This is a genomic window from Mycolicibacterium xanthum, from assembly GCF_019710635.1.
GTDB classification, from domain to species: Bacteria; Actinomycetota; Actinomycetes; order Mycobacteriales; family Mycobacteriaceae; genus Mycobacterium; species Mycobacterium xanthum.
This window is the reverse complement of record NZ_JAIFZS010000022.1, coordinates 65,976-89,990: the sequence shown is the minus strand read 5'-3', so window position 1 is coordinate 89,990 and position 24,015 is coordinate 65,976. Positions and strand designations below refer to the sequence as shown.

General features: G+C 70.4%; 24 protein-coding genes. 8 read left to right on the top strand and 16 right to left on the bottom strand.

Annotated features, from left to right (window positions below):
- Nucleotides 1–26: 26 nt before the first annotated feature.
- Nucleotides 27–668, bottom strand: coding sequence for an LppA family lipoprotein (locus tag JDV09_RS11000; protein WP_255605167.1), 642 nt, complete (start codon nt 666–668; stop codon nt 27–29).
- Nucleotides 665–2,206 carry an alpha/beta hydrolase gene (locus JDV09_RS10995; RefSeq protein ID WP_221369159.1) on the bottom strand — a complete coding sequence of 514 codons (1,542 nt, stop codon included), beginning with the start codon at nt 2,204–2,206 and terminating at the stop codon, nt 665–667. Before JDV09_RS10995 ends, JDV09_RS11000 begins: the two co-directional genes overlap by 4 nt.
- Before the next feature lie 290 nt (nt 2,207–2,496).
- Here JDV09_RS10995 and usfY point away from each other — a divergent pair, with 290 nt between their 5' ends.
- On the top strand, nt 2,497–2,808 hold the full coding sequence (gene usfY, locus JDV09_RS10990; RefSeq protein WP_221369158.1) for a protein UsfY: 312 nt from the start codon (nt 2,497–2,499) through the stop codon (nt 2,806–2,808).
- On the opposite strand, the gene trxA is transcribed toward usfY, so the two are convergent.
- Nucleotides 2,805–3,233 (bottom strand): thioredoxin, encoded by a 429-nt coding sequence (gene trxA / locus JDV09_RS10985; RefSeq protein WP_221369157.1) that lies wholly within the window; start codon nt 3,231–3,233, stop codon nt 2,805–2,807. The two genes, usfY and trxA, sit on opposite strands and share 4 nt — an antisense overlap.
- Before the next feature lie 108 nt (nt 3,234–3,341).
- Here trxA and JDV09_RS10980 point away from each other — a divergent pair, with 108 nt between their 5' ends.
- Together JDV09_RS10980 and JDV09_RS10975 are read left to right on the top strand one after the other, a co-directional pair.
- Nucleotides 3,342–3,512, top strand: a complete 171-nt coding sequence (locus tag JDV09_RS10980) for a hypothetical protein (protein WP_221369156.1) — start codon at nt 3,342–3,344, stop codon at nt 3,510–3,512.
- Complete coding sequence (locus JDV09_RS10975; RefSeq protein ID WP_221369155.1) at nt 3,512–3,922, top strand: hypothetical protein; 411 nt, start codon at nt 3,512–3,514, stop codon at nt 3,920–3,922. Before JDV09_RS10980 ends, JDV09_RS10975 begins: the two co-directional genes overlap by 1 nt.
- A gap of 10 nt (nt 3,923–3,932) precedes the next feature.
- Here JDV09_RS10975 and JDV09_RS10970 read toward each other — a convergent pair whose 3' ends face one another.
- Together JDV09_RS10970 and JDV09_RS10965 are read right to left on the bottom strand one after the other, a co-directional pair.
- Nucleotides 3,933–5,207, bottom strand: coding sequence for a wax ester/triacylglycerol synthase domain-containing protein (locus tag JDV09_RS10970; RefSeq protein WP_221369154.1), 1,275 nt, complete (start codon nt 5,205–5,207; stop codon nt 3,933–3,935).
- Nucleotides 5,208–5,211: 4 nt separating this feature from the next.
- A complete protein-coding gene (locus JDV09_RS10965; RefSeq protein WP_221369153.1) occupies nt 5,212–5,817 on the bottom strand; it encodes a TetR/AcrR family transcriptional regulator in 606 nt (201 codons plus the stop codon).
- Between the two features lie 64 nt (nt 5,818–5,881).
- On the opposite strand from JDV09_RS10965, the gene JDV09_RS10960 reads away from it, so the two are divergent.
- The 4 genes from JDV09_RS10960 to JDV09_RS10945 all read left to right on the top strand — a co-directional run bounded on the left by JDV09_RS10960 (nt 5,882) and on the right by JDV09_RS10945 (nt 10,809).
- Entirely contained in the window at nt 5,882–6,913 is a 1,032-nt protein-coding gene (locus tag JDV09_RS10960) for an NAD(P)H-dependent amine dehydrogenase family protein (RefSeq protein ID WP_221369152.1), read from the top strand.
- 46 nt (nt 6,914–6,959) lie between these two features.
- Nucleotides 6,960–7,442, top strand: a complete 483-nt coding sequence (locus JDV09_RS10955; RefSeq protein ID WP_221369151.1) for a cation:proton antiporter regulatory subunit — start codon at nt 6,960–6,962, stop codon at nt 7,440–7,442.
- 4 nt (nt 7,443–7,446) lie between these two features.
- Nucleotides 7,447–8,628 carry a cation:proton antiporter gene (locus tag JDV09_RS10950; protein WP_308124086.1) on the top strand — a complete coding sequence of 394 codons (1,182 nt, stop codon included), beginning with the start codon at nt 7,447–7,449 and terminating at the stop codon, nt 8,626–8,628.
- Nucleotides 8,629–8,733: 105 nt separating this feature from the next.
- A complete protein-coding gene (locus JDV09_RS10945) occupies nt 8,734–10,809 on the top strand; it encodes an Ig-like domain-containing protein (protein WP_221369149.1) in 2,076 nt (691 codons plus the stop codon).
- Here JDV09_RS10945 and JDV09_RS10940 read toward each other — a convergent pair.
- The 3 genes from JDV09_RS10940 to JDV09_RS10930 all read right to left on the bottom strand — a co-directional run bounded on the left by JDV09_RS10940 (nt 10,806) and on the right by JDV09_RS10930 (nt 14,270).
- A complete protein-coding gene (locus JDV09_RS10940; RefSeq protein WP_221369148.1) occupies nt 10,806–11,555 on the bottom strand; it encodes a potassium channel family protein in 750 nt (249 codons plus the stop codon). The two genes, JDV09_RS10945 and JDV09_RS10940, sit on opposite strands and share 4 nt — an antisense overlap.
- 399 nt (nt 11,556–11,954) lie before the next feature.
- Complete coding sequence (locus JDV09_RS10935) at nt 11,955–13,694, bottom strand: DUF3556 domain-containing protein (protein WP_221369147.1); 1,740 nt, start codon at nt 13,692–13,694, stop codon at nt 11,955–11,957.
- Nucleotides 13,695–13,718: 24 nt separating this feature from the next.
- Nucleotides 13,719–14,270 (bottom strand): UCP032817 domain-containing protein, encoded by a 552-nt coding sequence (locus JDV09_RS10930; protein WP_221369146.1) that lies wholly within the window; start codon nt 14,268–14,270, stop codon nt 13,719–13,721.
- A gap of 503 nt (nt 14,271–14,773) precedes the next feature.
- On the opposite strand from JDV09_RS10930, the gene JDV09_RS10925 reads away from it, so the two are divergent.
- Nucleotides 14,774–15,934, top strand: coding sequence for a DUF7159 family protein (locus tag JDV09_RS10925; protein ID WP_221369145.1), 1,161 nt, complete (start codon nt 14,774–14,776; stop codon nt 15,932–15,934).
- A gap of 147 nt (nt 15,935–16,081) precedes the next feature.
- Here JDV09_RS10925 and JDV09_RS10920 read toward each other — a convergent pair whose 3' ends face one another.
- Genes JDV09_RS10920 through JDV09_RS10885 form a run of 8 tightly spaced genes read right to left on the bottom strand, consistent with a single transcriptional unit; the run spans nt 16,082 to nt 23,984 of the window.
- Entirely contained in the window at nt 16,082–17,047 is a 966-nt protein-coding gene (locus tag JDV09_RS10920) for a 2-hydroxyacid dehydrogenase (protein WP_221369144.1), read from the bottom strand.
- Between the two features lies 1 nt (nt 17,048).
- A complete protein-coding gene (locus JDV09_RS10915; RefSeq protein WP_221369143.1) occupies nt 17,049–18,401 on the bottom strand; it encodes an enolase C-terminal domain-like protein in 1,353 nt (450 codons plus the stop codon).
- Between the two features lie 25 nt (nt 18,402–18,426).
- Entirely contained in the window at nt 18,427–19,236 is an 810-nt protein-coding gene (locus tag JDV09_RS27275; protein ID WP_221369142.1) for an IclR family transcriptional regulator, read from the bottom strand.
- Nucleotides 19,237–19,246: 10 nt separating this feature from the next.
- Nucleotides 19,247–19,969 (bottom strand): sulfite exporter TauE/SafE family protein, encoded by a 723-nt coding sequence (locus tag JDV09_RS10905; RefSeq protein WP_221369141.1) that lies wholly within the window; start codon nt 19,967–19,969, stop codon nt 19,247–19,249.
- Entirely contained in the window at nt 19,966–21,006 is a 1,041-nt protein-coding gene (locus JDV09_RS10900) for an ABC transporter ATP-binding protein (protein ID WP_221369178.1), read from the bottom strand. Before JDV09_RS10900 ends, JDV09_RS10905 begins: the two co-directional genes overlap by 4 nt.
- Nucleotides 21,007–21,016: 10 nt before the next feature.
- Nucleotides 21,017–22,051, bottom strand: a complete 1,035-nt coding sequence (locus JDV09_RS10895; RefSeq protein ID WP_221369140.1) for an ABC transporter ATP-binding protein — start codon at nt 22,049–22,051, stop codon at nt 21,017–21,019.
- Complete coding sequence (locus tag JDV09_RS10890) at nt 22,051–23,040, bottom strand: ABC transporter permease (protein WP_221369139.1); 990 nt, start codon at nt 23,038–23,040, stop codon at nt 22,051–22,053. The genes JDV09_RS10895 and JDV09_RS10890 overlap by 1 nt, the downstream gene beginning before the upstream one ends.
- A 14-nt stretch (nt 23,041–23,054) precedes the next feature.
- Nucleotides 23,055–23,984, bottom strand: a complete 930-nt coding sequence (locus JDV09_RS10885) for an ABC transporter permease (RefSeq protein WP_221369138.1) — start codon at nt 23,982–23,984, stop codon at nt 23,055–23,057.
- Between the last annotated feature and the right edge of the window lie 31 nt (nt 23,985–24,015).

Genomic DNA, 24,015 nt, shown 5'->3' with positions numbered 1-24,015 from the left:
AGCCCCGCCGCGAAACGTGGACTGCCTCACGGCGTAGGCGTGGTCGGCGGCGGCGCGGACGGCACGATCGGCGGTTCCGGCGGCAGCTGCCCGGGCGGCAGTTCGACCACCGACTGCATCAGGTGGCAGTCGCCGGTGATGTTCAAGATGGCCGATCCGCCCTGGCTGAGCTTGAATTCGTAGCCGTTGCCCTGAACCGCGAGGTCGCGTCTGGCCTGGTCGTTGAACAGCGACGACTCGTCGGTGGCGCCGACCTTGGCGGCTTCGTCGCGCACGATCTCGTTGGCGGTGCCGAACTCCCCGGCGTCGAACGTCCGGCCGAACTCGAGCAGGTCGGACATCGGGCGCCGGGCGATGTCACCGGTGAGCTTCTCGCACGGCAGCCCGGCCTGCTTGACGTCGACCACGTTGGGATCCTCGGAGAAGTGCCAGGTCTGGCCCGGCACGGCGGCGGTGATCCGGTCGGCGATCGTGGCGGCGGCGGCGTTGAGGCGTTGCCGGGCGGCTTCGAAGCTGCCCCTGGCGCGCATCCCGTCGATCAGCGCGATCGCATCGTCACCGCCGACCGTCTTTGATTCGTAGGGATTTTCGGTCAACGAGCACCCACCTATCAGGGTCGACGTGCACACCAGGATCGCTGCGGCCGCGATGCGGCGGCGCTCTGTCATCGCCATGAGTACGGCGTTTCCGTCACGGCCAGATCCGGGCGGTCCAGCAGGATCGCCGCCAGGTTGTATCCGGTCATCCGCTCTCCCGCGTTGCGGCCGTAGTCGGGGTGCCCGGAGGCCCCGGTCTTGGATTCGTATCCGGCTATGGGTGTGTCGCCGGCCGACGTCTCGAGGTGTTGGAACCGGAATCGCAGGTGCCCGTCCTCGTCGATGATGTCGTTGGGGTCCGATCCCCAGCCGTGATAGGGCGCCACCGCCCCGATCGAGTTGATCGGGTCGTCGAACGCCGACATCACGAAGAAGTCGTCGTCGGTCATGCCCAGATCGGCCGGCGTGGTGGCCTGGAAGCCCGGTGACCCGTAGAGCACCGCGTTGTCGACGTACCGGGACGCCCCGTCGCCCAGCGCGATGCCGGAGGTCAGCGAGCCGTAGGAATGGCCGAACAGCGCGGTGGTCTGCCCCGGGTTCCTCGAGGCCGCATCGAGGTCGCCCAGGAACGACGTCAGCTTCGGGGCGCCGGCCTGCGCCAGATCGTCGCTGAGGACCGACATCTGGCCGAGGTTGGCCGGTGGCTGATAGCCCACCCACGCCATGGTGGCGATGCTGGTGCTGATCGGATGTTCCGGGCTGCCCGCAGCCGTGGCGACATCGATCGCCTCGTTGCGCAGTTCGGCCGCCTCGCCGGTCATCCCGGCGATGGTGCCGCGGGTGGTGCCCGACACCCCGGGGACGGTGACCGACACGTGGTCGGCGGTGAACGGGTCACCGACCGAGGTGGCCGCGGGGATCATCTGCGACGGGTCGGCGGGTTCCTCCAGGTAGACCAAGTGCGAGTCGGGCACCTTCAGCGCCTCGCGGATCGCGGCGATGTCGGCCAGGCGGTCGGTCTTGACCTGCCCGTCCGGGAGCTGCTGGTACTCGTCGAACATCTCCGCCAGCAGCCGACGGTTCGCCCGGTCGATCGCGTCGATGTCGCCGGAGGACATGTCGGTCGTGTCGCCGCCCGCCGCAGGCACGTCCGGGATCGGGGCGGCGGGTGGCTCCCCGGTGAAACCCAGCGCGTCGTAGCCGGTCTTGATCCCGGTGATGTCCTGCGCGACGCCGTGGAGGTCGCTGCCGGCGCCGTGGACGATCCCGGTGAGCCGCGCCAGGCCGGTGCCGGCGATCCGGGTCAGCTGGGCCTGCTGCTGCGCACCGGGCGGCACGCCGTCGGCGGCGTCGGTCACCCATCGGCGCAGCGCCTCCAGGTCCCGGCGTCCCGCCGTGACGATCGCCGCGGAGCGGTCGACGGAACGCCCGAGGCGTTGATCGAGTGTCGCGAGGCCGTCGAACACCGCCCGGTGGGTGGTGTTCCTGGCGGCGTAGGCGCTGGCCGCCCGGCCCGACCACAGCGGCCCGGGAGCCGCGGCGGCGACGTCGGCGCCGAGGTCGCCGAGCCGGGCGCCGGCGTCGAACCGCGCGCCGCCCTGCGGCGCTCCCGCACCGAACGTGCGCCGCGCGTTCGTCCAGGCCGCGTAGAACGCATCGATCGCGCTCACCGGTCCCCGGCCCCCGTCATGGCTTCAGTATCACGCATGCCGACGGGCCGCCGACCCATCGGTTCACCGCGTGCCCGGCCGGCCGAGGGCCTGTGGACAAGCGGCGTGAAGTGACCGGACCGGGGCGGATCGGCCACTACCGTCGAAGGGTTCCCGGGACCCGGCCGCCTGACTGCAGGAGGGTCCGTGGCACGGCCCGCAACCCTCATGAAACGGTCACACACCGGTCACTGTGACCGGTGTCACATCAGGCGTAGCCTCGAGGTATCTCTGCTGAGGAAGGAGATGCGATGAAAGGCGCACACCACGATCCGGTGGACCATGCCCGCACCACCCAGCCGCACGCCGGTGAATCGTTCATCGACACGCTCTGGCTGCCCGGACTGATCCTGATCGGTATCGGCACCGTGCTGATCGCCGCGACGGTCGCGGCCACCGCGTACGGCAGTCGCGATGCGTCACTGATCCTCGGGTTGGTCGCCGGGGCGCTGGTGACCGCCGGCGCGCTGCTGGTCACCCTGGAGCATCAACGGGTCAAGCGGGTGGAGCGGCAGTGGCTGGCCGATCACCCGGAGCGCACACCGCACCTGCGCGCAGGCTAGGTCGCCAGCGACTCGTCCACCCAGCTGCGCAGCGCCGCGACCGGCGCCGCGCCGGACTTACGTGCCAAAACCCGGCCGTGGTCCATCAGAAGGAGCGTCGGCACCGCGCGCACCTCGAAGCGCTGTGAGAGTCCCGGCGCGCCGTCGACGTCGACCTTGACCAGCTTGAGTTGCCCGGCGCGCTCACCGGCGAGTTGCTCGAGCGCCGGGCTGACCATCCGGCACGGCCCGCACCAGGCGGCCCACAGATCCACCAGCACCGGCACCGAGGCCGTTTCGACCACGTCGGCGAAGTCGGCATCCCCGGCCGAGGCGATCCACGGCAACCACTGCCGGCATTTACCACAGCGCGGCTTGCCGGTGCCGCCGGCGGCCACCCGGTTGCGCTGCCCGCGTTTCGGGCACGTCACGGTGCTGGACTGCATGCGATCATTCTGACCGCCGGTGTCCGTCTTCGTGGTTGGGTTGGGTGGGCGTGTTCACCGTCTGTTCACCTGCCGCCGTTAGGAAGACTCAAGGGCGGACCGTGGACGGTGGACGGCAACGCCCGCAACGATCTGCTCGGTTTGCGCCAGAAGATCACCGACTCCGAACCCGGCGGCGGCACCGACCTGCGCGACGTCATCGCCGCGCGCGCCCACGGCACGTTCATCCACGAGGACGACGTGGCAAGGTCAGGCAGCTCGTCGAGTCGCAGGGTCTGATGCGGAAGGGATCCGACAGCGCCTTCGAGCAGTGGGTGATCCAGCAGACGGGCGGCCTGCTGGCCGGCTACGAGAACCAGCTTCTGCAGTGGATCACCACCCGCAACCAGGGTGTGGTGCCCGATGGGCCAGAAGAATTCGTGACGATCTATCCCGAGCCGACCATCTTCAACGACCACCCGATCCTGGCGCTGACCGAGCCGGCGGGCCGGCTCATCGAGGCGATGCAGGACGACGCGATCCAGCAGATCGCCTGGCAGCGTTATGGTTTCCGGTCCGGCACCCGGGTGCTCGAGCAGGTCTTCGACGGCGTGACGGTGCCGCCCACCCGGGACCTGAAGAAGACCCAGGCGCCCGGCTACGAGGTCACCAAGCTGCTGCTGGACTGCTTCGTCGACAACCGGTGCTGACCGCGGCCCGTCAGCCCAGCGCGGCGGCGCTCAGCTCGGCGTAGGAGGCCTCGATCGCCTCGGCGAGCCCGCCGAGGTCGGCCAGCGCGTTGGGGTCGGTGCACAACCCGATCCCGATGTCTCCGGCGCACGAGATCGCCGAGATCCGCAGGGCGTGATGCGCGGCCGGTTCCGATGACGAGAACAGCTGTGCCACCCGGCGTCCGGCGACCGCCACCGCGGCGGCCGGCCCGGGCACGTTGGAGATCGCCACCGCGAACTCGCGGGCACTTCCGGCCAGCCGTTGCGCAGCGGTGCCGACATGCGGCAGCCGGCCGAGCGCGTGGAACAGGTCGTAGAGCTCTTCGGCGTCGTCGAGACGCTTGCGGGTGGCGGTCTCGGCGCGGATCGCGTCGAGACGGGCCAGCGGATCCGGTTCGGCCAGTGGCAGATCCACGTTGATGAACGAGTCCCGGTTGCCCAGGTCACCGGCCACCTCGTCGCGGTGATGCAGGCTGACCGGCACCTGCGCGCGCAGCCGGTGCACGTCCGAGCCGGACGCGACCAGCCAGCTGCGCAGCCCGCCGGCCACCACCGCCAGCAGCACGTCGTTGACCGTCGCGTGAGCGGGCCGGGTTGCGCCGATGTCCTTGAGCCCCGCCAGCGGCAGCGCGGCGAAGGCCAGCTCGCGGGCGGCGCCGACCGGTCGGTCGAACGGGGAACGCGGGACGGGCCTGCCGAGTTCGCGCAGCACCGCCTCCGGGAGCCGGCGGGCCTCGGTGAGCCGCGACGGCGTTGCGGTGGTGCGCATCCCGGCTGCCGCCGGCGGTTGCGCGTCGGTGTGTGGGTCGAACAGCACCGCCTCGAGAAACCGGACGCCGGCGATGCCGTCGGCCATCGCGTGGTGGATCCGCGCGGCGATGGCCTCGCGGCCGTCGGGCAGTGGGCCGATCACGTCCAGCGTCCACAACGGCCGGCGGTGATCGAGATGTTCGGCCATCAATTCGCCGACGATGCGCCACATCTCGTCGCGGGTGACCGCTTCGGGGGCGGTGCGGCGGCGGACGTGGGCGGCGATGTCGAAGGCTTCGTCGGGCACCCAGCTCGGCCCGTCGGCGTCCAGCGCGACGTATTCGGTGGCGCGCGGCTGGCCGGCCAGCCGGTCGGCGACGCCGGCGCGCAGCCGGTCCAGATCCAGTGGTGGCCCCGGATCGAGCACCATCAGCTTGAGGGTGTGGCCGGTGATGGCCGCCGATTCCAGGCCGAGGATGTGCGCGTCGTCGTCGGAGAGCGGCTCGCTGTCCATCGGCTCAGTATGGCCCACCGGCGGTCGGGGCGAGCCCGGTCACCAGGGAGTCGGCCGCACCGCGGATCAGGTCGTCGTCGAGCGGGTCGATCATCCCGTTGTTGGCCATCGTGGCCAGGCCGTGCAGCGTCGCGAACATCAGCGTGCCGACCCGGCGGGCGTCGCCGCGGGCCAGATCCCCGGCGGCCTGGCCGCGTTCGGCCAGCCTGCGCACCGGCGCGAAGCTCTCGTCGCGCGCGGCGGCCAGCTCGTCGGAGGCATCGGCGAGGTAGCGGCTGGCCGACATCAGGTCGACGAGCGCGGGGTTTTCGGTGGCGAACCGGACATAGGCGACCGCGAGGTCCTGCAACACCGTGCCGAACGGTCGGCCGTCCGGTGTCGCGGCGTCCTGCAGCACGGCGCCGAGCCGGCGCAGGCCGTCGGCGACCAGCGCCTCGAGCAGTGCGGCCTTGTCCTCGAAGTGGCGCCGCGGGGCGCCGTGGCTGACCCCGGCGGCACGGGCGAGCTCGCGCAGCGACAGGCCCTCGACCCCGCCCCGCCGCAGCGCCGCACCGGCCTCGGAGAGCAGCGCCGCCCGCAGATCGCCGTGGTGGTACGGACGGTCCGGCATGCGCAGCAGACTACCAACGAAGTAGTCATTGACAGCATTGTTGGCGGTGACTACATTCCGATGCATGGCCGGTCGGCGGGTGGTGCCGTGGGCCACCGGGAACATCGGCCGCAAGGCGTTGCGCGGGATCATCGAGCATCCGGAGATGACGCTGGCGGGGCTCTACGTCTACGGCGACGACAAGGTCGGCCGCGACGCCGGTGAGTTGTGTGGCATCGCGCCGGTCGGCGTCACCGCCACGGCCGGCATCTCCGACGTGCTGGCGCTCGGCGCGGACTGCGTGCTCTACATGCCGCGGATGCTCGACCTCGACGACGTGTGCCGGTTGCTGGAGTCCGGAACCAACGTGGTCACGACGTGCGGGATGTTCCACCACCCGCCGAGCGTGGACCCGGCGGTGGCGGCCCGCGTCGAGGCCGCCTGCCGCGCCGGCGGGACATCGATCCACAGCACCGGCAGCAGCCCGGGGTTCATCTCCGAGGCGGTGCCGCTGGTGCTGGCCTCGGTTCAGCGCCGCCTCGATGCCATCGCCATCGACGAGTACGCCGACCTGTCCGAGCGGGACTCCCCGGAGCTGCTGTTCGAGCTGATGGGCTTCGGTGCTGAGCTCACCGAGTTCCCCGGCCATCGCGCCGACCACCTGCGGTCCAGTTTCGGGCCGTCGCTGCGGTTGACCGCCGATGCGCTCGGCCACCCTCTCGACGAGGTCACCGCGGACGGCGAATACGCCGCCGCGGCCGTCGACACCGAGATCGCCGCCGGTGTGATCAAGGCCGGTTCCATTGCCGCGCAACGAATCACGGTGTCCGGATTCAGCGGTGCACGGTCCCTGATCACCTTCCGGGCCACCTGGTACTGCACCACCGAGCTGGTTCCGTCCTGGGATGTGCAGGACACCGGATGGAATGTCACGGTGCGCGGCGACGCCCCGCTGGACGTCGCACTGCGCATGCCGGTGCCGCTGGAACAGATGGCCGAGACCTCACCGGGCTACACGGCCAACCGCGCCGTCAACGTCGTGCACGCGGTCTGTGCGGCCGCGCCCGGCATCCGGTCCACGCTCGAGCTGCCGCCCACGCCGATCACGCTGGGCTGATGGCCATCGGCGCCCGCGCGCCGGGCGTTTCGGCGAAGATCGGTCCATGGACGTCAACGAGGTGCTGCTGCCCGGGGTGGGTCTGCGTTACGAGTTCGACAACACCGAAGGCGACCGGATCGGTGTGATCGCCAAACGGGCCGGGGACTTCGAGGTCGTGCTCTACGAGGCCGACGACCCCGACGTCGCCCACCCGTTGTTTCACCTGAGCGCCGAGGAGGCCGACGCGCTGGCGCAGATCCTGGGCGCCCCCCGCATCGCCGAACGGTTCGCCGACCTGACCCACGAGGTGCCGGGGCTGGACGCCGGGCAGGTGGCCATCGAGCCCGGCAGCCCGTACGCCGGACATGCGCTGGGCGACGCCCGGGTACGCACCCGCACCGGCGCCTCGATCGTCGCGATCGTGCGCGAGGAGGAGGTGCTGCCCTCGCCCGGCCCCGGGGATCTCCTGCAGCCCGGCGATGTACTGGTCGTCATCGGGACCGCCGAGGGCATCACCCAGGTCGAGCACATCTTCGACAAAGGCTGAACGCGTGCACGATACGGTCGGGCTGCTGCTGGAGATCGGCGCGCTGCTCGTCGTCCTGACGATCCTGGGGGGGCTGGCGCGGCGGGTGTCGCTGTCGCCGATCCCGCTGTACCTGCTGACCGGTCTGGCCCTCGGCGACGGCGGATTGCCGCTGGTCCCGGCGGCCCACGAGTTCATCGAGAGCGGCGCCATCGTCGGGGTGGTGCTGTTGCTGCTGACCCTGGGGCTGGAGTTCTCGATCGGGGAGTTCGCCTCCAGCATGCGTCGGCACCTGCCGTCGGCGTGGGTGGACATGGCGTTCAACGCCACCCCCGGCGCGCTGGTCGGATGGCTGCTCGGGTTGGACTTCGTCGGGATCCTGGCGATGGCGGGGATCACCTACATCTCGTCGTCCGGCGTGGTGTCGCGGCTGCTCACCGACCTGCGCCGGCTCGGTAACCGCGAGACCCCGGCGGTGCTGTCGGTGCTGGTGCTGGAGGACTTCGCGATGGCGGCCTATCTGCCGCTGCTGGCGGTGCTGGCGGCCGGCGGCGCATGGTGGCACGCCGTCGTCGGGATCGTCGTCGCGATGGCCGCTCTGGCGTTCGCCTTCCTGGCCGCCTACCGCTGGGGTCACCGGGTGGCCGGCATCATGAACCATCCGGATTCGGAGCTGCTGCTGCTGCGGGTGCTCGGCGTCGCGCTGATCGTGGCGGGGCTGGCCGAGTACGTCCACGTGTCGGCGGCGGTGGGCGCGTTCCTGGTGGGGTTGACGCTGACCGGGGAGACGGGTGAGCGGGCGCGCGAGCTGCTCAGCCCGCTGCGCGACCTGTTCGCCGCGATCTTCTTCGTGTCGATCGGGTTGATGGTGGACCCGGCGTCGATGATCCCGATGCTGCCGCTGGCGATCGCGCTGGCCGTCGTCACCGCCGCGACGAAGGTCGTCTCCGGGATGTATGCCGCGGGCCGCGAGGGGGTGGCCCGGCGCGGCCAATTGCGGGCCGGTACCGCGCTGATCGTGCGGGGTGAGTTCTCGCTGGTGATCATCGCGCTCGTCGGCGAGTCGATCCCGGTCATCGAGTCGATCGCGATGCCGTACGTGTTCGTGCTGGCCTTTCTCGGGCCGGTGGCGACGTTGCTCAGCGGTCGCGCGACCCCACGCCGGGCCAGACACCGTGCGGGGTCATCCCCTGGTGGGAGCCCATGATCCGGTTGTGAGCCGACACCGCCGGCGATTCCTTCCCGGATTCGCCGTGTTTGACCGTCGGCGCCCATACGCTGTGCATTCTGAGTCGCACGGGGGGTCGAGGTCATGGCGGATGCCACCACGAACACGAGGTCGTCGCGGCGCGGTCGGCGCCGCGCCCGGGACATGGCCGTCACCCGTTGGCTGCGGCTGGGGGCCGCATCGGCCGGGGTCACCGCGGCACTGCTCGGATATTCGCTGGCCGGTCCGGACCCGACGATCGCAGCGGCGGATGAGCCGGTCTCGGCGTCGACGGTGCAGGCCGGGGACAGCGGGAGCACGGCGGAGTCCGATGATTCGGCCGGCGGCGGTGCCGGCGATTCTAAGGGCTCCGATGTCGAGGATGCCGATGACGCGGCCGATGCCGGTGAGCTCGCGGCGGATGCCGATGTCGACGAGCTCGCCGCGGACGCCGATGTCGACGAGCTCGCCGCGGACCTGGACGCCGCGGACGCCGACAAGGACCCCGCAGAAGTGGACGCCGCAGATGCGGACGCCGATGTCGAGGAGCTCGTCACCGAGGTGGCCGAGAGCGACGACGCCGCGGATGACCCGCATATCGACAACACCTACGCCGGCGCGCACGAGGGCGACGGCACCGACGACGTCGCCGCCGATGGATCTCCGTCGGTGCCGGCGGACGGCACCGTCGCGACGGAGAACCCCGCGGATGTCGTCGCCGAGTCCGCCACCGCCGCCGCCGTCGCGCCCGCCGCCGTCGCGCACGCCGACGAGCCGTCGATGCGGCACTACGCCGTCGTCGATCAGCCGCTGACGCAGCGCGCCGGCCTCGTCGCCGAGCTACCGACGCAGAACGTCCCTGTCGCGTTGGCCGCCGCACCGCCGGCCCCGGCGACGGCCACCCTGACCGTCGGGGCGACGATCGACCACCTGATGGGCTTGGCCCAGGCCTGGATCGACCGGCTGCCGGTCAGCGATTCGTTCAAGGAGTTCCTCAGCGGCGCGCTGTACCTGACCCGCCGGACCTGGTTCAACCAGGCGCCGACGGTGGCGCCGATCCAGCTCACCGGCCGGCTCGACGGACCGATCACCGGCACCATCGGCGCAGTGGACCCCGAAGGGGACCCGATCTGCTACCGGGTGGTCAGTGGGCCGCAGTTCGGTGGGGTCACGCTCGCCGACGACGGCACCTACACCTACACGCCGGACACCGGGTTCGACGGCGTCGACACCTTCACCGTCGCGGCCCAAGACGGCGGCCTGCACGTCAACCTGCTGGCCTGGTTCCGGCCGACCAGCACCAAGGCCGGCGTGGTGATCAACCAGCGCGCCATCACCGTGGAGTTCCGCGACGGTGCCGGGGCAGAGTTCTGGTCGCCGGAGGCACGCGAGGCCCTGCGCGAGGTCGCCGAGAGCCTCGGTGCCTACATCGTGGTGCCCGCGCCGGTCACGCTGACCTTCACCCTCGAGGGCGAGAACGTCAGCGGTCGCTCGCTGGCCTCGGCGGGCAGCGATTGGGCCGGTCCCTCCGCCGGATTCATCCAAACGGTGGTGCAGCAGAAGCTGATCACCGGGGTCGACCCCAACGGCGACGACGCCGACGGAGAAATCATGTTCAACTTCGGCCAGCCGTGGGCGCTGGGGGATGCGGTCGGGTCAGACGAGTTCGACTTCACCGCGGTCGCGTTGCACGAGCTGCTGCACACATTGGGTTTCCTGTCGAATCTGAACGCGCCCGGCAAGAACACCGGCACGCACTGGACGGTGATGGACGGCCTCATCGTGACCGCCGAAGGTACGTCGACGTTCACCACCGGCTTCGCCTGGGACACCGACTTCGACGCCACCCTCACCGGCGGCGACGGCGGCCTGTTCTTCGGCGGGGCCCACGCCGTCGCCGTCTACGGCGCGCTCGTCCCGCTCTTCTCACCCAGCCCGTGGGCGGGTGGCAGTTCGGCCTCGCATCTCGATGACGAGACCTTCACCGGCGCCGACGAGAAGCTGATGAACGCCTACTCCGACCGGGGTCCCAGCGTGCGGGTGATCAGCCCGCTGGAACTGGCGATGCTGCAGGACCTCGGATACACCGTGGTCCCGCAGACCTCGTCGGCGGTGTTCGTGGTGCTGGGGTTGGTGCTGCTGCGCCGGCGGCGCCGGGGCGCGGAGTCCGACACGCTCTAGCGGTGCGACCACGCCTCCTGGCGGTCGCTGTCGCGCACACTCAGGTCGGTGGTCAGCTGACGGATCTCGTCGCGCAGGTCCTCGATCTGGGCGGCGGTGGCGGCCCGGTTGGCGGAGTCCTCCTCCGACACCCGCTCGACGATCCAGGAGGCGACGGTCGCGGTGATGACACCGATGAGGCTGATCCCACCGAACATCAGCATTACGGCGATCACCCGGCCGGTGACCGTGACCGGATACATGTCGCCGTAGCCGACGGTGGTGATCGTGGTGATCGACCACCAGACCGCATTTCCGAAGTTGGTGAGGGTGGCACCGGGTGCGGAACGCTCGGTCTCCAGGATCGCCAGGGATGCCACATAGACCAGCAGCGTCGCGCTGCAGGCGGTGTAGACGGCGACCCGGCCGCGGATCGCGTCGCCGCCGGCTCGGTGCATCACTTTCACCAGAACCAGCAGCCGCAACAGCCGCAACGGACGCAGGAACGGCAGCGCGACGATAGCCAGGTCGAGCAGGTGCCGGAAGAACCACCGGGTGCGTCGGGGTGCCAGGGTGAGCCGGACGATGTAGTCGACCACGAACGTCAGGTAGAGCGCCGACATCACCACGTTGAGCATGTCGTACACGGCACGGTCCGGACTGGCGAGCACCTGCACCGAATACGCGACCAGAAACACCACCGCGACCGCGGCCAGCACCCACTCGCTACGGGATTCCCATCGCTGGAGCCGTTCGGCTGAACCCATCGACCAACACGCACCTTCCAGATCTCATCGCCGTTGCGTACACCGGCCCCCGGTCGCCACGGTACTGCGAACCGTCCGAATCGTGCTCATCGGTCGTTTGCCGGCAGTTCATCCCGAGTACCCGACGCGTTGGCCGCAGCAAACTTCGCGCCGTACCCGGCCGGGTGATGTGCCGCGCGCCCGGCGGGGTGCCGCCCGGAGCGAATCCGGGGGCAGGGCGCGCAGGCGCAAGGCCGAAACGTGCAGCAGGCATCGCGCGCAATCTTCGCGAAAGGCCCGCTAGCAACGGTCGGCGCCGCCGTCGGCGCCCGGCATGCCGACGGTCGGCAACGCTGCCCGACGTCGGCCCGGCTCTCTGCCGGCCGACGCCGGCCTCGCTATGCGTCGGTGCCGGCCCGGCTATGCGTCGGTGGCCGAACTCCAGCCGACGTGCACCGGGACGTCGTCGGCCCAGGGCTGGCGGATCACCAGGTCATCGACCTCGACGTAGCCGCGTTCGAACTCGCCGGTGGCGGCATCGACCAACCGGTACTCCTGGATGCGGTGGTGGATCGGCTGCCCGTCGAGGATGATCACCCGGACCTCGTCGGGTTCGAACGAACAACGCTCGTGCAGCGCGGCGATCAGCTGCTCGTTGTGCATGTGCCCGTCGCCGAAATGCCAGCCGACGGTCATGGCGCAGATCAGCTCGCCCTCGCAGAGGTTGTAGTCGTCCTCGTCGCGCCCGGCCAGGGCCCGGTGCACGAGGGTGAACAGCGCGCGCCCGTGGGTGTTCATCGACCGGTGCGCGTAGGCGAGGTGAAGCGGCACCAACGTCTCGTCCGCGGAGCCGTAGAGCCGCTGCAGCTCGCGGTGCTGGATGTCGCACAGCGCCCGCGCGCCGGAGCGGATCCGGTCGTCGGCCGACGGCTTCACGCACCACAGCGTGGTGTCCCAGTTGCCGGCGTAGTAGCGCATACCGGGCAGGAACGACACCCGGCGCGGCGACACCGCGCCCACCGCCACGACCGCCACCAGCACGCCGAACAGCGCCGCCACCGGCAACGGGTTGGTCAGGTCGGTCAGCCCGAGTCCGGCGTGCGCCACGAAGAGCCACAGCACGCCGAAGATCATGAACACGTTCCACTCCAGCGGCACCCCCATCGGGAAGGAGCTCAGGATGCCGAGGTGGAAGCCGATCATCACGACAGCTGCCACGGCGGTGACCCATCCTCCGTGGGAGAAGAACAACACCAGCGGCACCAGCATCTCGATCGCCGTCGACACGTGCGCGACGAACGCCGACAGCCGGCTCGGGCGCAGGTCGTCGGGCCAGTGCGCGAAGAACAGCCGCTTCACCGCGGCCGGGCGCACCGCCGGGCTGTTGGACAGCATCGAGGCGATGACGAACGGGAAGTGCTTGTTGATCTTCGAGGTCGCGGCCCCCATCCAGATCACCAGGAAGACCACCTTCGCGGCGACGATCGCGTCGACGCCGGTGAACAGCAGGGCCAGCGTCAGCGACGCGTACACCTCGCCGCGGGCGGCCAGGAAGATCACCTTGTCGCGGAGCCCGGCCACCGCCAGCACCGACAGGATCGCGATGGGCTGCCACACCGGCAGCAATCCGATCTCGGTGTGCAGCGCCGGAATCGGTCCGGTGCCGTCGGACAACAACGCCGTCACCAGCAGCGCCAGCAGCGCCGCGTAGAGCACCACGTCGACGGGGGTGCGGGTGGTGCCCCCGGTCAGCGGCACCCGACCGGGCCACGGCGGCAGCCGGATCGTGCCGGGACGCAGCCAGTACAGCGACGACCCCATCGGGATGAAGTAGCGCCCGGACAGCGGGCCGAACGAACATCCGAGGCCGACGACCTCGATGAGCATGGTGTAGAGCACGGCCTTCTGGAACACGATCGGCTCGGTCCACCAACTGCCGACGTCGGTGAAGCCGTCGATCCCGCGGGTCGCCAGCGCGAAGCCCATCCCGCCCAGCACGAACAGCACCTGTTTGACCAGATACATCAGCGGCATCACGTCGGGGGTCCCGAAGCCCGCGGTGGCCAGGTGCGCGGCCACCGGCCGGATGCGCTGCGCGCGGGGCAGCATGCGCCACGTGTCGAGATCGACGACCGGCATGTTGGGTTGCAGAAAGCCCATCGCGACTCCTCCCCGACCGGAGGCTCAGGGTACGACGGGGCCGAGCGGGGCAGGCCGGGTTCGGCGGTTCCGGTCAGGCCGGTTCAGGTCGGCCTCGATCGCGGCGACCCGTGCCGGATCCAGCCCCCACGGGTGCTCGACGCCGACCCTGCCGTCGAGGTCCCACAGCACGCACTGCTCGCCGGGCAGCGCCACCATCGACCACGCGATCACCGTCCGGCGCAGCTGCTCGTGCATCGGGTCGCCGACCATGCCGGGGGGTTCGCCGCCGACCGGGCAGTGGTGCATGAAGCGGCCGTAGGCGCGCCGGCAGAACACCTCATAGCGTTTGGTGCACAGGATCAGGCCGTGCCACGCCTCGTCGACGGCGTGAGACGGCATCCCGATCACCTGGTCGTCGCGCAGCGCCGCCGCGCAGCAGCGCAGCCACTGCCGCAGACCCGTCTCGACGAGCTCGCGCGGTTGCCACGGGCAGGTCTTGAACACCGCGGGCGGCAACTCCAGCGCCGCCACCGCCGCACGTGACCGTCCGAACGGATCGCGGCTGGGCCACCACGGCCTGCTGTCCACCGCCATCGCGGTCCTCCCGTCCCGATACCGCAATGATCGCCGGGCCGGGCCGGCCGTGGAAGCGGTGGCCGCCCGGGCGGGGCTTTCCTCACACGATCCACAGAGTCGGCATCCCAGAACGTGATGTAACTCGCATTTCATCACCGATGTGCGATGCACTACTCGGCGCGCGCGTGGCGCCCCGAGGTGAGACCTTCGATGGAAGACACCTGTCCAGGAGGGAGCGGCCATGGCTCTGACGCCGCGCGCCTCAGCGGTCCGGAGGGCGCCGAACGAGTGCCTGAGCTGCGGTGCGCAGCGCCCCTCGTGGCTGGGGGAACCCCACCGGTGCGTCGGGGACGCGAACCTTTCCTGGTTGGCCTATCACCAGCTGACGGCCCATGCGGTCATGGCGTGGCGACGGCATCTGCTGCACGGTCCGTCCTGATCCCGTTCCCGCACGGGTGCGCCGCCGCGGTCGTGCGCGGTAGTGTCGGGGGCTGATCGTTACCAGATTGGAAGCAAACCGTATGGATCTCGTGCTCGGAGTGTCGATGACTTCGTCGTCGGTGCGCTGGGTGCTCGTGGAGGGAACGGACGGCGAGGGCGACACCCTCGAGCGTGGCTCGCTGCCGATCGACCCGGATCGGGGTTTCGACGCCGACGCGCTGCTCGGCGTGCTGCTCGACGACGCGGGCTCCCGGCGGTTGCACGCCGTCGGGCTCAACTGGACGGTGTCGGCCGAGGCCGGCGTCAGTGCGATGTGGCAGGCGCTGACCGACCGGGGCGTGGAGAACGTCATCGCGGTGTCCGACATCGAGGCCGCCGAGGCGCTGGCCCGCGGCATCGCCGCGCTGTCCGGGTTCGACCGGGTGGTGCTCTGCGTCGCCGAACCCAGCACGTCGGTGATCGCGGCGGTGACGCCGGACGGGGTGACCGCCGACCGGGTCCATCCCGAGGCGCTCGGGAAGATCGAGAGCTACTCACCCGAGGCGGTGTTCGTCGTCGGGTCCGGCCAACTCGAGGGCGTGGTGTCGGCGCTGCGTGAGCGCACCGACGCCGAGGTCGTCTCCGCTGAGGAGGCCGAGTTGGCGCTGGCCCGGGGAGCGGCGCTGGCGTCGGCATCGGCGATCGCGATCCTCGACGCCGAGGCCGCGCCGGCCGGGCGCACGCTGTCGCCGACCGCCACGCTGGCTTCCGTGCTGGCCGCGGCGGTCGTGACGTTCGTGGTGTCGCTGTCCATCGCGCTGGGCATGACGCTGACCCCGGACTCCGAGACGCCCCGGATGGCCAACGCCGTGAACGTCCCGCTTCCCGATGCGGCCCCGCCGTCTCCGGTGGAGGCGGCTCCGCGCGCCGCGCCGGCGGCTCCGCCCGCCGCGCCGGGGGCTCCGCCCGCGCTGCCCGCCGAGCCGGTCGCCGTCGCGGTGCCGGAGGCCCGCCAGCTGGTCGAGCCGCCGGCCGCCGGGCCGCCGCTGCCCGAGGCGCCGGCCTATCAGGAGCCGGGCGCGCCGGCCTATGTTCCGCCCGGGCCCGCGCCCGTCTACGTACCCCCGGCCGCGTCGGCCCCGGTACCCAATACGGTTCCGCCGCAGGTCAATACGCCGCAGCCCCGGCTGCGCGACCGGATCATCGAGCGGATCCCGATCATCAACCGCTTCCACGAGCCGCAGTACGAATACACGCCCTGACGCCAGGACTGCAGACTGCACGCCCTGACGCACTAGCCCCCTGTCCGCCGTCTCCCTTCCGCCGAAATGGCATTCCGGCCGTGAAAGTGCGAGAGCGGACCGGCCGGACTGCCATTTCGGCGGGTTCGGGGCGGGGCCGTCGGTCGGTCAGCGCGAGACCAGGTTGTGCAGCGGCTCTCCCCGATGCAATCGGGTGATGTTGGCGGCGATGTCATCGGCGCGGCCCGCGAAGGTGTCGGTCGTGACGCCCGACGAGTGCGGGGTCATCAGGATGTTGGGCAACTCTCCAAAGGGGAGTTCGCTTGGGGCGCAGTGACCTTCGCCGTGCGGATAGCGGTACCACACGTCAATGGCCGCGCCGCTGATCACCCCGCCGGACAGTGCGTCGTAGAGTGCCCGTTCCTGAACCAGCGGCCCCCGCCCGACGTTGATCAGCACGCCGTCGGGGCCGAGTTCTGCTAGTTGCTCCGCACCGATCATGCCCTCGGTGTGGGCGTTCAGCGGCGCCGACACGACCGCAACGTCGCTCTCGCGCATCAGCCGGTTCAGTTGTCCGGTGTCGCCGGTCCAGGTCAGGCCCGAGTCGTCGGCCGCCCAGCCCGAACCGGTGACCGCCGCGCCGGTACATCCGAAGGACTGCAACAGTTTCCAGCTGTATTCCCCGATGTGCCCGAATCCGACGAAGCCGATATGCGCCTCGCCGAGGATGGGTGCCTGCGGAATGGTGGCGTCGTGCACGGAGGTGGCCCAGATCCCGTCCCGCAGTGCGCGGTCCTGGGTCAGGAAGCCGCGGCGCAACATCACCGCGGCGCCGACGACGTACTCGGCGATCGAGCGCTCGTGATGGAATGTGTTGGCCACCAGCACGTGTGGTGGCAGCGCGGCGAAGTCGATCTTGTCGGTGCCCGCCCCGGCGACGTGGATGAGCCGCAGCTGCGGAGCCGCATCCACCATGTCGGCGGTGAAGAAGCGGCCGACGAACACCTCGGCGTCGCCCAGCTCGGCGTAGGGGACACCGTCGGTGAGCCAGCGGAACTCCGCGCCCGCCGGGGACATGGCCTCCAAGCGGTCCCGGTGCGGGATCAGATTGCGGTCGGCGACGACGATCCTCATATCAACCTCGTTGCAGAGCAGGGCGTTTGCTGTCGAAGGTCCAGCCCGGGATCAGGTACTGCATGGCGACCGAGTCGTCCCGACCACCCAGGCCCTCTCGACGATACAGCTCGTGGGCGGCACTCACCGCTTCCTCGTTCAGGCGCACGCCCAGGCCCGGTTCGTCGGGCACCGTCAGATATCCGTCCACGATCGGGTACGGCTCGGTGGTGATCGCCTGCCCGTCCTGCCAGATCCAGTGGGTGTCGATCGCGGTGATGTCGCCCGGCGCGGCCGCCGCGACGTGGGTGAACATCGCCAGCGACACGTCGAAGTGGTTGTTGGAGTGTGAGCCCCACGTCAGTCCCCACGCGTCGCAGAGCTGTGCCACCCGCACCGAGCCGGCCATCGTCCAGAAGTGCGGATCGGCCAGCGGGATGTCGACCGCGCCGGCGCGGACCGCATGTCCCATTTCGCGCCAGTCGGTGGCGATCATGTTGGTCGCGGTCGGCAGCCCGGTGGCGCGTTTGAACTCCGCCATCACCTCGCGGCCGGAGAACCCGTCCTCGGGGCCGACCGGGTCCTCGGCGTAGGCGAGTACCCCGGCCAGCTCCCGGCAGGTCCGGACGGCGTCGTCGAGCCGCCATCCGCCGTTGGGGTCCAACGTGATCCGGGCGTCCGGGAAGCGGTCGGCCAGCGCGATGACGGCCTTGGCCTCCTCCGGCGCGGGCAGCACCCCACCCTTGAGCTTGAAATCGGCGAAGCCGTAGCGGGCCCGCGCGGCCTCGGCGAGGCGCACCACCGCATCCGGGGTGAGGGCTTCCTGGTGTCGTACGCGTAGCCAGTCGTCGGCCGGGTCGTCGGAGGGCGACTCGTCGCCGGGGGAGCGGTAGGCCAGGTCGGTTCTGGTGCGGTCGCCCACGAAGAACAGGTAGCCCAGCGCCTGCACCCGGGTGCGCTGCCGGCCGTCGCCCAGCAGTGCGGCGACCGGGACCTCGAGGTGCTGGCCCAGCAGGTCCAGCAGCGCCGATTCCACCGCGGTGACGGCGTGTACGGTCACCCGCAGGTCGAAGGTCTGGGCGCCGCGTCCACCGGCGTCGCGGTCGGCGAACCTCCGGCGGATGTCGGCCAGCACCGCGTGGTAGTCGCCGATGCTGCGCCCGGCGATCAGGGCGCGGGCGTCCTCGAGGGTGCGTCGGATGGCCTCGCCGCCGGGCACTTCACCGACGCCGGTGTGCCCGGCCGAGTCCTCGATGATCACCAGGTTGCGGGTGAAGAACGGCCCGTGGGCGCCGGACAGGTTCAGCAGCATGCTGTCGTGCCCGGCCACCGGGATGACGGTGACGGCGGTGACGACGGGTGTTCTGGTGCTCATCTGGGTCCTCCGGATCTGGTGGCGGTCATGACGCGAACCATCTGTCGCCGCTGGCCAGCGGCCGCACCACGCGGGACACCTTGTCGCCGATGGTGCGCAGTGCGTCGACGATGTCGCGTTCCCGTTGCGGGGTCAGGCGGTCCACCGGCACCGAGGCGCTGATGGCGTCCTGCGCGGGCCGGCAGTAGCGAAGGGGCACCGCGAAGCAGCGCAGTCCGTCGGTGTTCTCCTCGTCGTCGCGGGCGTAGCCGCGCACCCGGACCTCGTCCAGCGCCCGGTCGAGTGCTGCGCGGTCGGTGATGGTCTGGGGCGTCAGCCGTTTCAGCGCCGACGGGATGTGTTCGTCGCGATCGGTGCCGAACCGCTCGGCCAGCAGCACCTTGCCCAGCGAGGTGGCATAGGCGGGCAACCGCCTGCCCACCCGGTTGGACGTGCGCAGGTACTGCTTGGACTCGCGGGTGGCCAGGTACACGACATCGGTGCCGTCGAGCCGGCCGAGGTGAAACGTCTCGTCCAGCTGGGAACGCAGGTCCTCGAGGAACGGGGTGATCAGCGGCAGATAGGGATCGCTGTCGAGGTAGCTGGTGCCGACCAGCAGCGCGCGGATGCCGATGCCGTACAGCGTGCCGGTCGGGTCGGAGCGCACCCAGCCCTCGCCCACCAGGGTGCGCAGCAACGCGTGGGCGCTGCTGCGCGGCATGCCGAGCGCGTCGCTGATCTCGCGCAGCCGCGCCGGATCGTCGTGGCGTTCGGCCAGATATTCGAGTAGCTCCACGGTGCGCACCGCCGACTTGACCTTCCGCACGGCGATGTCCGGAGTGGCGTCCTCGGTCACATCAAACCTCTCAGATCGGCAGCAGTTCGCGGCCGATCAGCAACACCGCGCCCGCCGCGGAGACGCCGATCGCCAACCACCGCAGGCGGTTCGGATTCAGGTGCCGGTTGAGCACCCGGGAGAGCAGGTAGCCGGCGACGGCCGCGGGGATCAGCGCAGCGAACCCCGTCAGCGTGCGGATGCCGACCGCGCCGGTCAGCGCCAGCACGATCAGCGACAGCAGCGACCCGATCAGGAAGAAGCCGCTCATCGTGCCCCGCAGCTGGGCTCCGGTGTTGCGCTGCCACACCAGCGCCATCGGCGGCCCGCCGATCGAGGTCGCGGTGCCCAGCAGACCGGACGTCGCCCCGGCCAGCATCACGTTGCGCCGCCGTGCGGCCGGGATCCAGCCGGTGCTGGTCAGCACCACGCCGCCGAGCACGACGCCGGCCAGCATGATGGCCAGCGCGCGGTGCGGCAGCGTCGCGAGCAGCAGCGCCCCGGCGATGGTGCCGGGTACCCGGCCCACCAACGCCCAGCCGGTGCCGGTCAGGTCGATCGACTCCCGCTCGCGGATCACCACCATCAGCGTGACCAGCGTGGCCACCATGATCAGTGTCCCGGGGATGAGCGCAGGGTCGACCAGCGCCACGATCGGCGCGGCGAACATGCCGATGCCGAACCCGATCGACGCCTGCAGCGCCGACGCCAACAGGATCGCCACCGCCAGAACGCAATACGCCAGCGTGCTCATGCCGGCACGGACTCACGTCCACTCCCCTCCAGCAGGATCGGGTGGTGGCACAGCGCGGTGTGGCCGGCGACCTCGGGATCGGCCGATGCGGCCGGTGTCGACGTCGCACATTCCTCGGTGGCCTTCCAGCACCGGGTGCGGAACCGGCATCCCGACGGCGGGTTGATCGGCGAGGGCACCTCACCGGTGAGCAGGATGCGGTCCTTGCGCCCCCCGCCGTCCAGCGTCGGCGCCGCCGACATCAGGGCCGCGGTGTACGGGTGGTCGGAGCGGTCGAACACACTCTCGATCGGACCGGTCTCGATGATCCGGCCGAGGTACATCACCGCGACCCGGTCGGCGACGTGCCGCACCACCGACAGGTCGTGGGAGATGAAGAGGTAGGAGATGCCCAGCTGCTGCTGAAGGTCGTTGAGCAGGTTGAGCACCTGGGCCTGTACCGACAGGTCCAGCGCCGAGACCGGCTCGTCGCAGATGATGACGTCGGGGTTGAGGGCCAGCGCGCGGGCGATCCCGATGCGCTGGCGCTGCCCGCCGGAGAACTCCTGCGGGTACTTGGCGGCCGCCTTGGCGCCCAGTCCCACCAGGTCGAGCAGCGCGCGCACCCGCATGTCGCGGTCCTTGCGGTTGCTCACCAGGCCCTTGTGGCTGCGCCACGGCTCGGCGACGATCTCCGCGGCCGACATCCGTGAGTTCAGCGACGCGTAGGGATCCTGGAACACCATCTGCACCCGCCGGCGGAACTTCAGCAGGTCCGTGCCGCGCAGGCTGAACGGGTCGACTCCGTCGAACCGTACGGTTCCCGAGTCCGGGCGCTCCAGCATCATCAATGTTCTTGCCAGCGTGGACTTTCCGCAGCCGGACTCACCGACCAGGCCGAGGGTCTCGCCGCGCGCCAGGTCCAGGGTGATGCCGTCGAGCGCGCACAGCGTGTTGTTGCCGGCGTGCGGCACCCGGAAGGACTTGCGGACGTCGCGGACCTCGAGCAGGTTCTCGGACGTGGTCAGATTCTCGGACGTGGGCAGTTTCTCGGGCATGGTCAGTTTCTCAGACATTGTCGGACACCTCTTCCGGGAAGTGACAGGCCGCGCGACGGCCGTTGCCCATCGCTTCCAGCGTGGGTCGCTTGGTGGCGCAGATCTTCTGCGCCAGCGGGCAGCGGGCTTGATACACACAGCCTTCGGGGATGTTGTGCAGGTCCGGTGGGGATCCGCCGATCGAGGTGAGGCCGTCGCCGCGGCGGGCGTTGACCGGCACCGAGTTCAGCAGGCCCTTGGTGTAGGGGTGCTTCGGGTCGGCGAAAACCTCGGCGACGGTGCCGGTCTCGACGATGTTGCCGGCGTACATGACGGCCACCCGGTCGGCCTCCTCGGCGACCAGCGCCAGGTCGTGGGTGATCAGCACGACGGCCATGTCGTACTCGGCGCGCAGGTCGCGCAGCAACGCCATGATCTGGGCCTGCACGGTGACATCCAGCGCGGTGGTCGGCTCGTCGGCGATCAGCACGCTGGGGTTCAGTGCGACGGCCATCGCGATCAGCAGGCGTTGCCGCATCCCGCCGGAGAACTGGTGCGGGTAGGAGTTCACCCGGGTCTCGGGCTGAGGGATGCCGACGCGGGCCATCAGCTCGACGGCCTTGGCCTTGGCGTCCCTGGCGCTCATCCCACGGTGGATCCGGAATGGTTCCGCCAGTTGGGTTCCCACGGTGTAGAGCGGGTTGAGCGCGGTCAGCGCGTCCTGGAAGACGATGGCCAGCTCGGTGCCGGCCATCGCCCGGCGCCTGCGGCGGTCGACCGAAAGCAGATCCACCTCGGACAGCTTGGCCGAACCGCCGACCACGTCGGCGACCGGCTCCAGCAGTCCGACCAGCGCGGTGGCGGTCATCGACTTGCCGCAGCCGGATTCTCCGAGCAGCGCCAGGGTTTCGCCGCGGCGGGCCTGGAACGACACCTCGTTGACGGCGCGCAGGGTGCCGCTGATGGTGCGGACCTCGACGGTCAGGCCGTCGACGTCGAGCACCGGGGCGGCGGCCGGCTGCTCGGCAGCGGCGGTGTGTGCATCGTGACGTACTGCTGCGGTCATCAGAGGGCCTTTCCGGTCTTGGTGAACTTGGTCAGTCGCTTCTGCGGGACGGTCAGGCGCCACCGCTGCCCGGGATCGGTGGCGATGCGGGCCCAGGCGGCCAGGATGGTGGCCGACACCGTGGTGATCACGATGGCCAGGCCGGGGAAGAACGACAGCCACCAGGCGCTGTGCAGGTAGGTACGGCCCTGCGCGACCATCAGGCCCCAGCTGACGTCGGGCGGCTGGATGCCGATGCCCAGGAAGCTCAGCGAGCTCTCGGCCAGCATCACGTAGCAGAAGTCCAGCGTGGCCACGGTCAGCATGGTGGGCAGCACGATCGGCAGCACGTGGCGCCAGATGATGGACGTGGCGCCGGCGCCGAAGGTGCGGGCGGCGTCGACGAACACCCGGCTCTGCAGTTCGGCGGATTCCGCGCGGGCGGTGCGCAGGTACACCGGGATGCGGGTGATAGCCAGCACCGCAACGATGTTGGCGGCGCTGGGGGAGAAGACGTAGAGCACGACGACCGCCAGCAGCAGGGACGGGAAGCTCATGATCACGTCGGCGACCCGCATCGCGACGGTCTCGCGCCAGCCACGGTAGTAGCCGGCCCACATGCCGATCGCCGAGCCCACGACCGCGGAGATGACCACCGCCGGGACCGCCACCGACAGCGTGGTGCGGCACGCGACGATCAGGCGGGCCAGCATGCTGCGGCCCAGCGGATCGGTGCCCAGCACGTTGGCCCAGCCGTGGGCCAGCGTGAACGGCGCCTGGTTGGAGTTGTCCAGGTCGATGTGGGTGGCCAGGTTGCCGACCAGCATCGGACCGAACACCGCGGTGAGGACCACGATGCCCAGCACCCCGGCCGCGGCGAACGCGACCCGGTCGTTGGCCAGCAGCCGGAACCAGACCGAGGTGCCACGCCGGCGCGAGGTCTCGTTGTCGTCCTCGCCGACGATCGCGGTGGTCGGCTTGACCGGGATCAGGTCGATGGAAGTGCTCATGTGTCTGTCTCCTCTTAAACCCGTGCCGGTTCCCGCACCCGCGCGTCGAGCAGCGCGTAGCAGGCGTCGATGATGATGTTGAGCAGGAAGATGCTGACCGCGGTGAGCAGCACCGCCGCCTGCAGGACCGCGAAGTCGCGCTGCAGGATGGCGTCGATCATCAGCTTGCCGATGCCGGGCCAGCCGAAGATCGCCTCGACCACCACCGCGCCGTTGATGAGGCTGACCATCAGGTCGCCGGCGACGGTCAGCGCGGGGGCTGCGGCGTTGCGCAGCGCGTGGTGGGTGACGACGCGGAAGTCGCTGGCGCCCTTGCTGCGTGCCAGCCGCACGTAGGGCGCCGACAGGGCCGAGACCATGGCGCCGCGGACGACCTGGGTCAGCACCCCGAGCGGCCGGATCATCAGGGTGGCCACCGGCAGGATCCACGACAGCATCCCGGCGTCCACCCCCGAGGTCGGCAGCCAGCCCAGCAGCACCGAGAACAGCCACACGCCGGTGATGGCGAACCAGAAGTCGGGGATCGACGCTGCCGTCATCGACAGCAGGCTGGAGAACCGGTCGGCCAGCGAGTTGGGCCGGTAGGCGGCCCAGCATCCCACGATCACCGCGCCGATGACGGCCAGCAGCATGGTCGTGAACGCCAGCTGCAGGGTAGCGGGGAAGGCCCGCAGCGCCATCTCGGCGGCGGATTCCCCGGTGCGCAGCGAGGTGCCGAAGTCGAGATGGATGACACCCTTGAAGTAGTCGATCAGCTGGGTGATCAGCGGGTCGTTGAAGCCGTTGGCCGCGGCGAACGCCTCGCGCTGCTCCGGGGTGGCCGACTCCGGCAGGTACAGGTTGGTCGGGTCACCGGTCAGCCTGGCGAGCAGGAAGACGCCGAGGAGCACGATGATCAAGGGCAGAGCGCTGGTGTACATCCTGCGCCGGACGAAGGAGAACATGGGCTGGGCCTTCTTTACTCGTCGGGGGGTC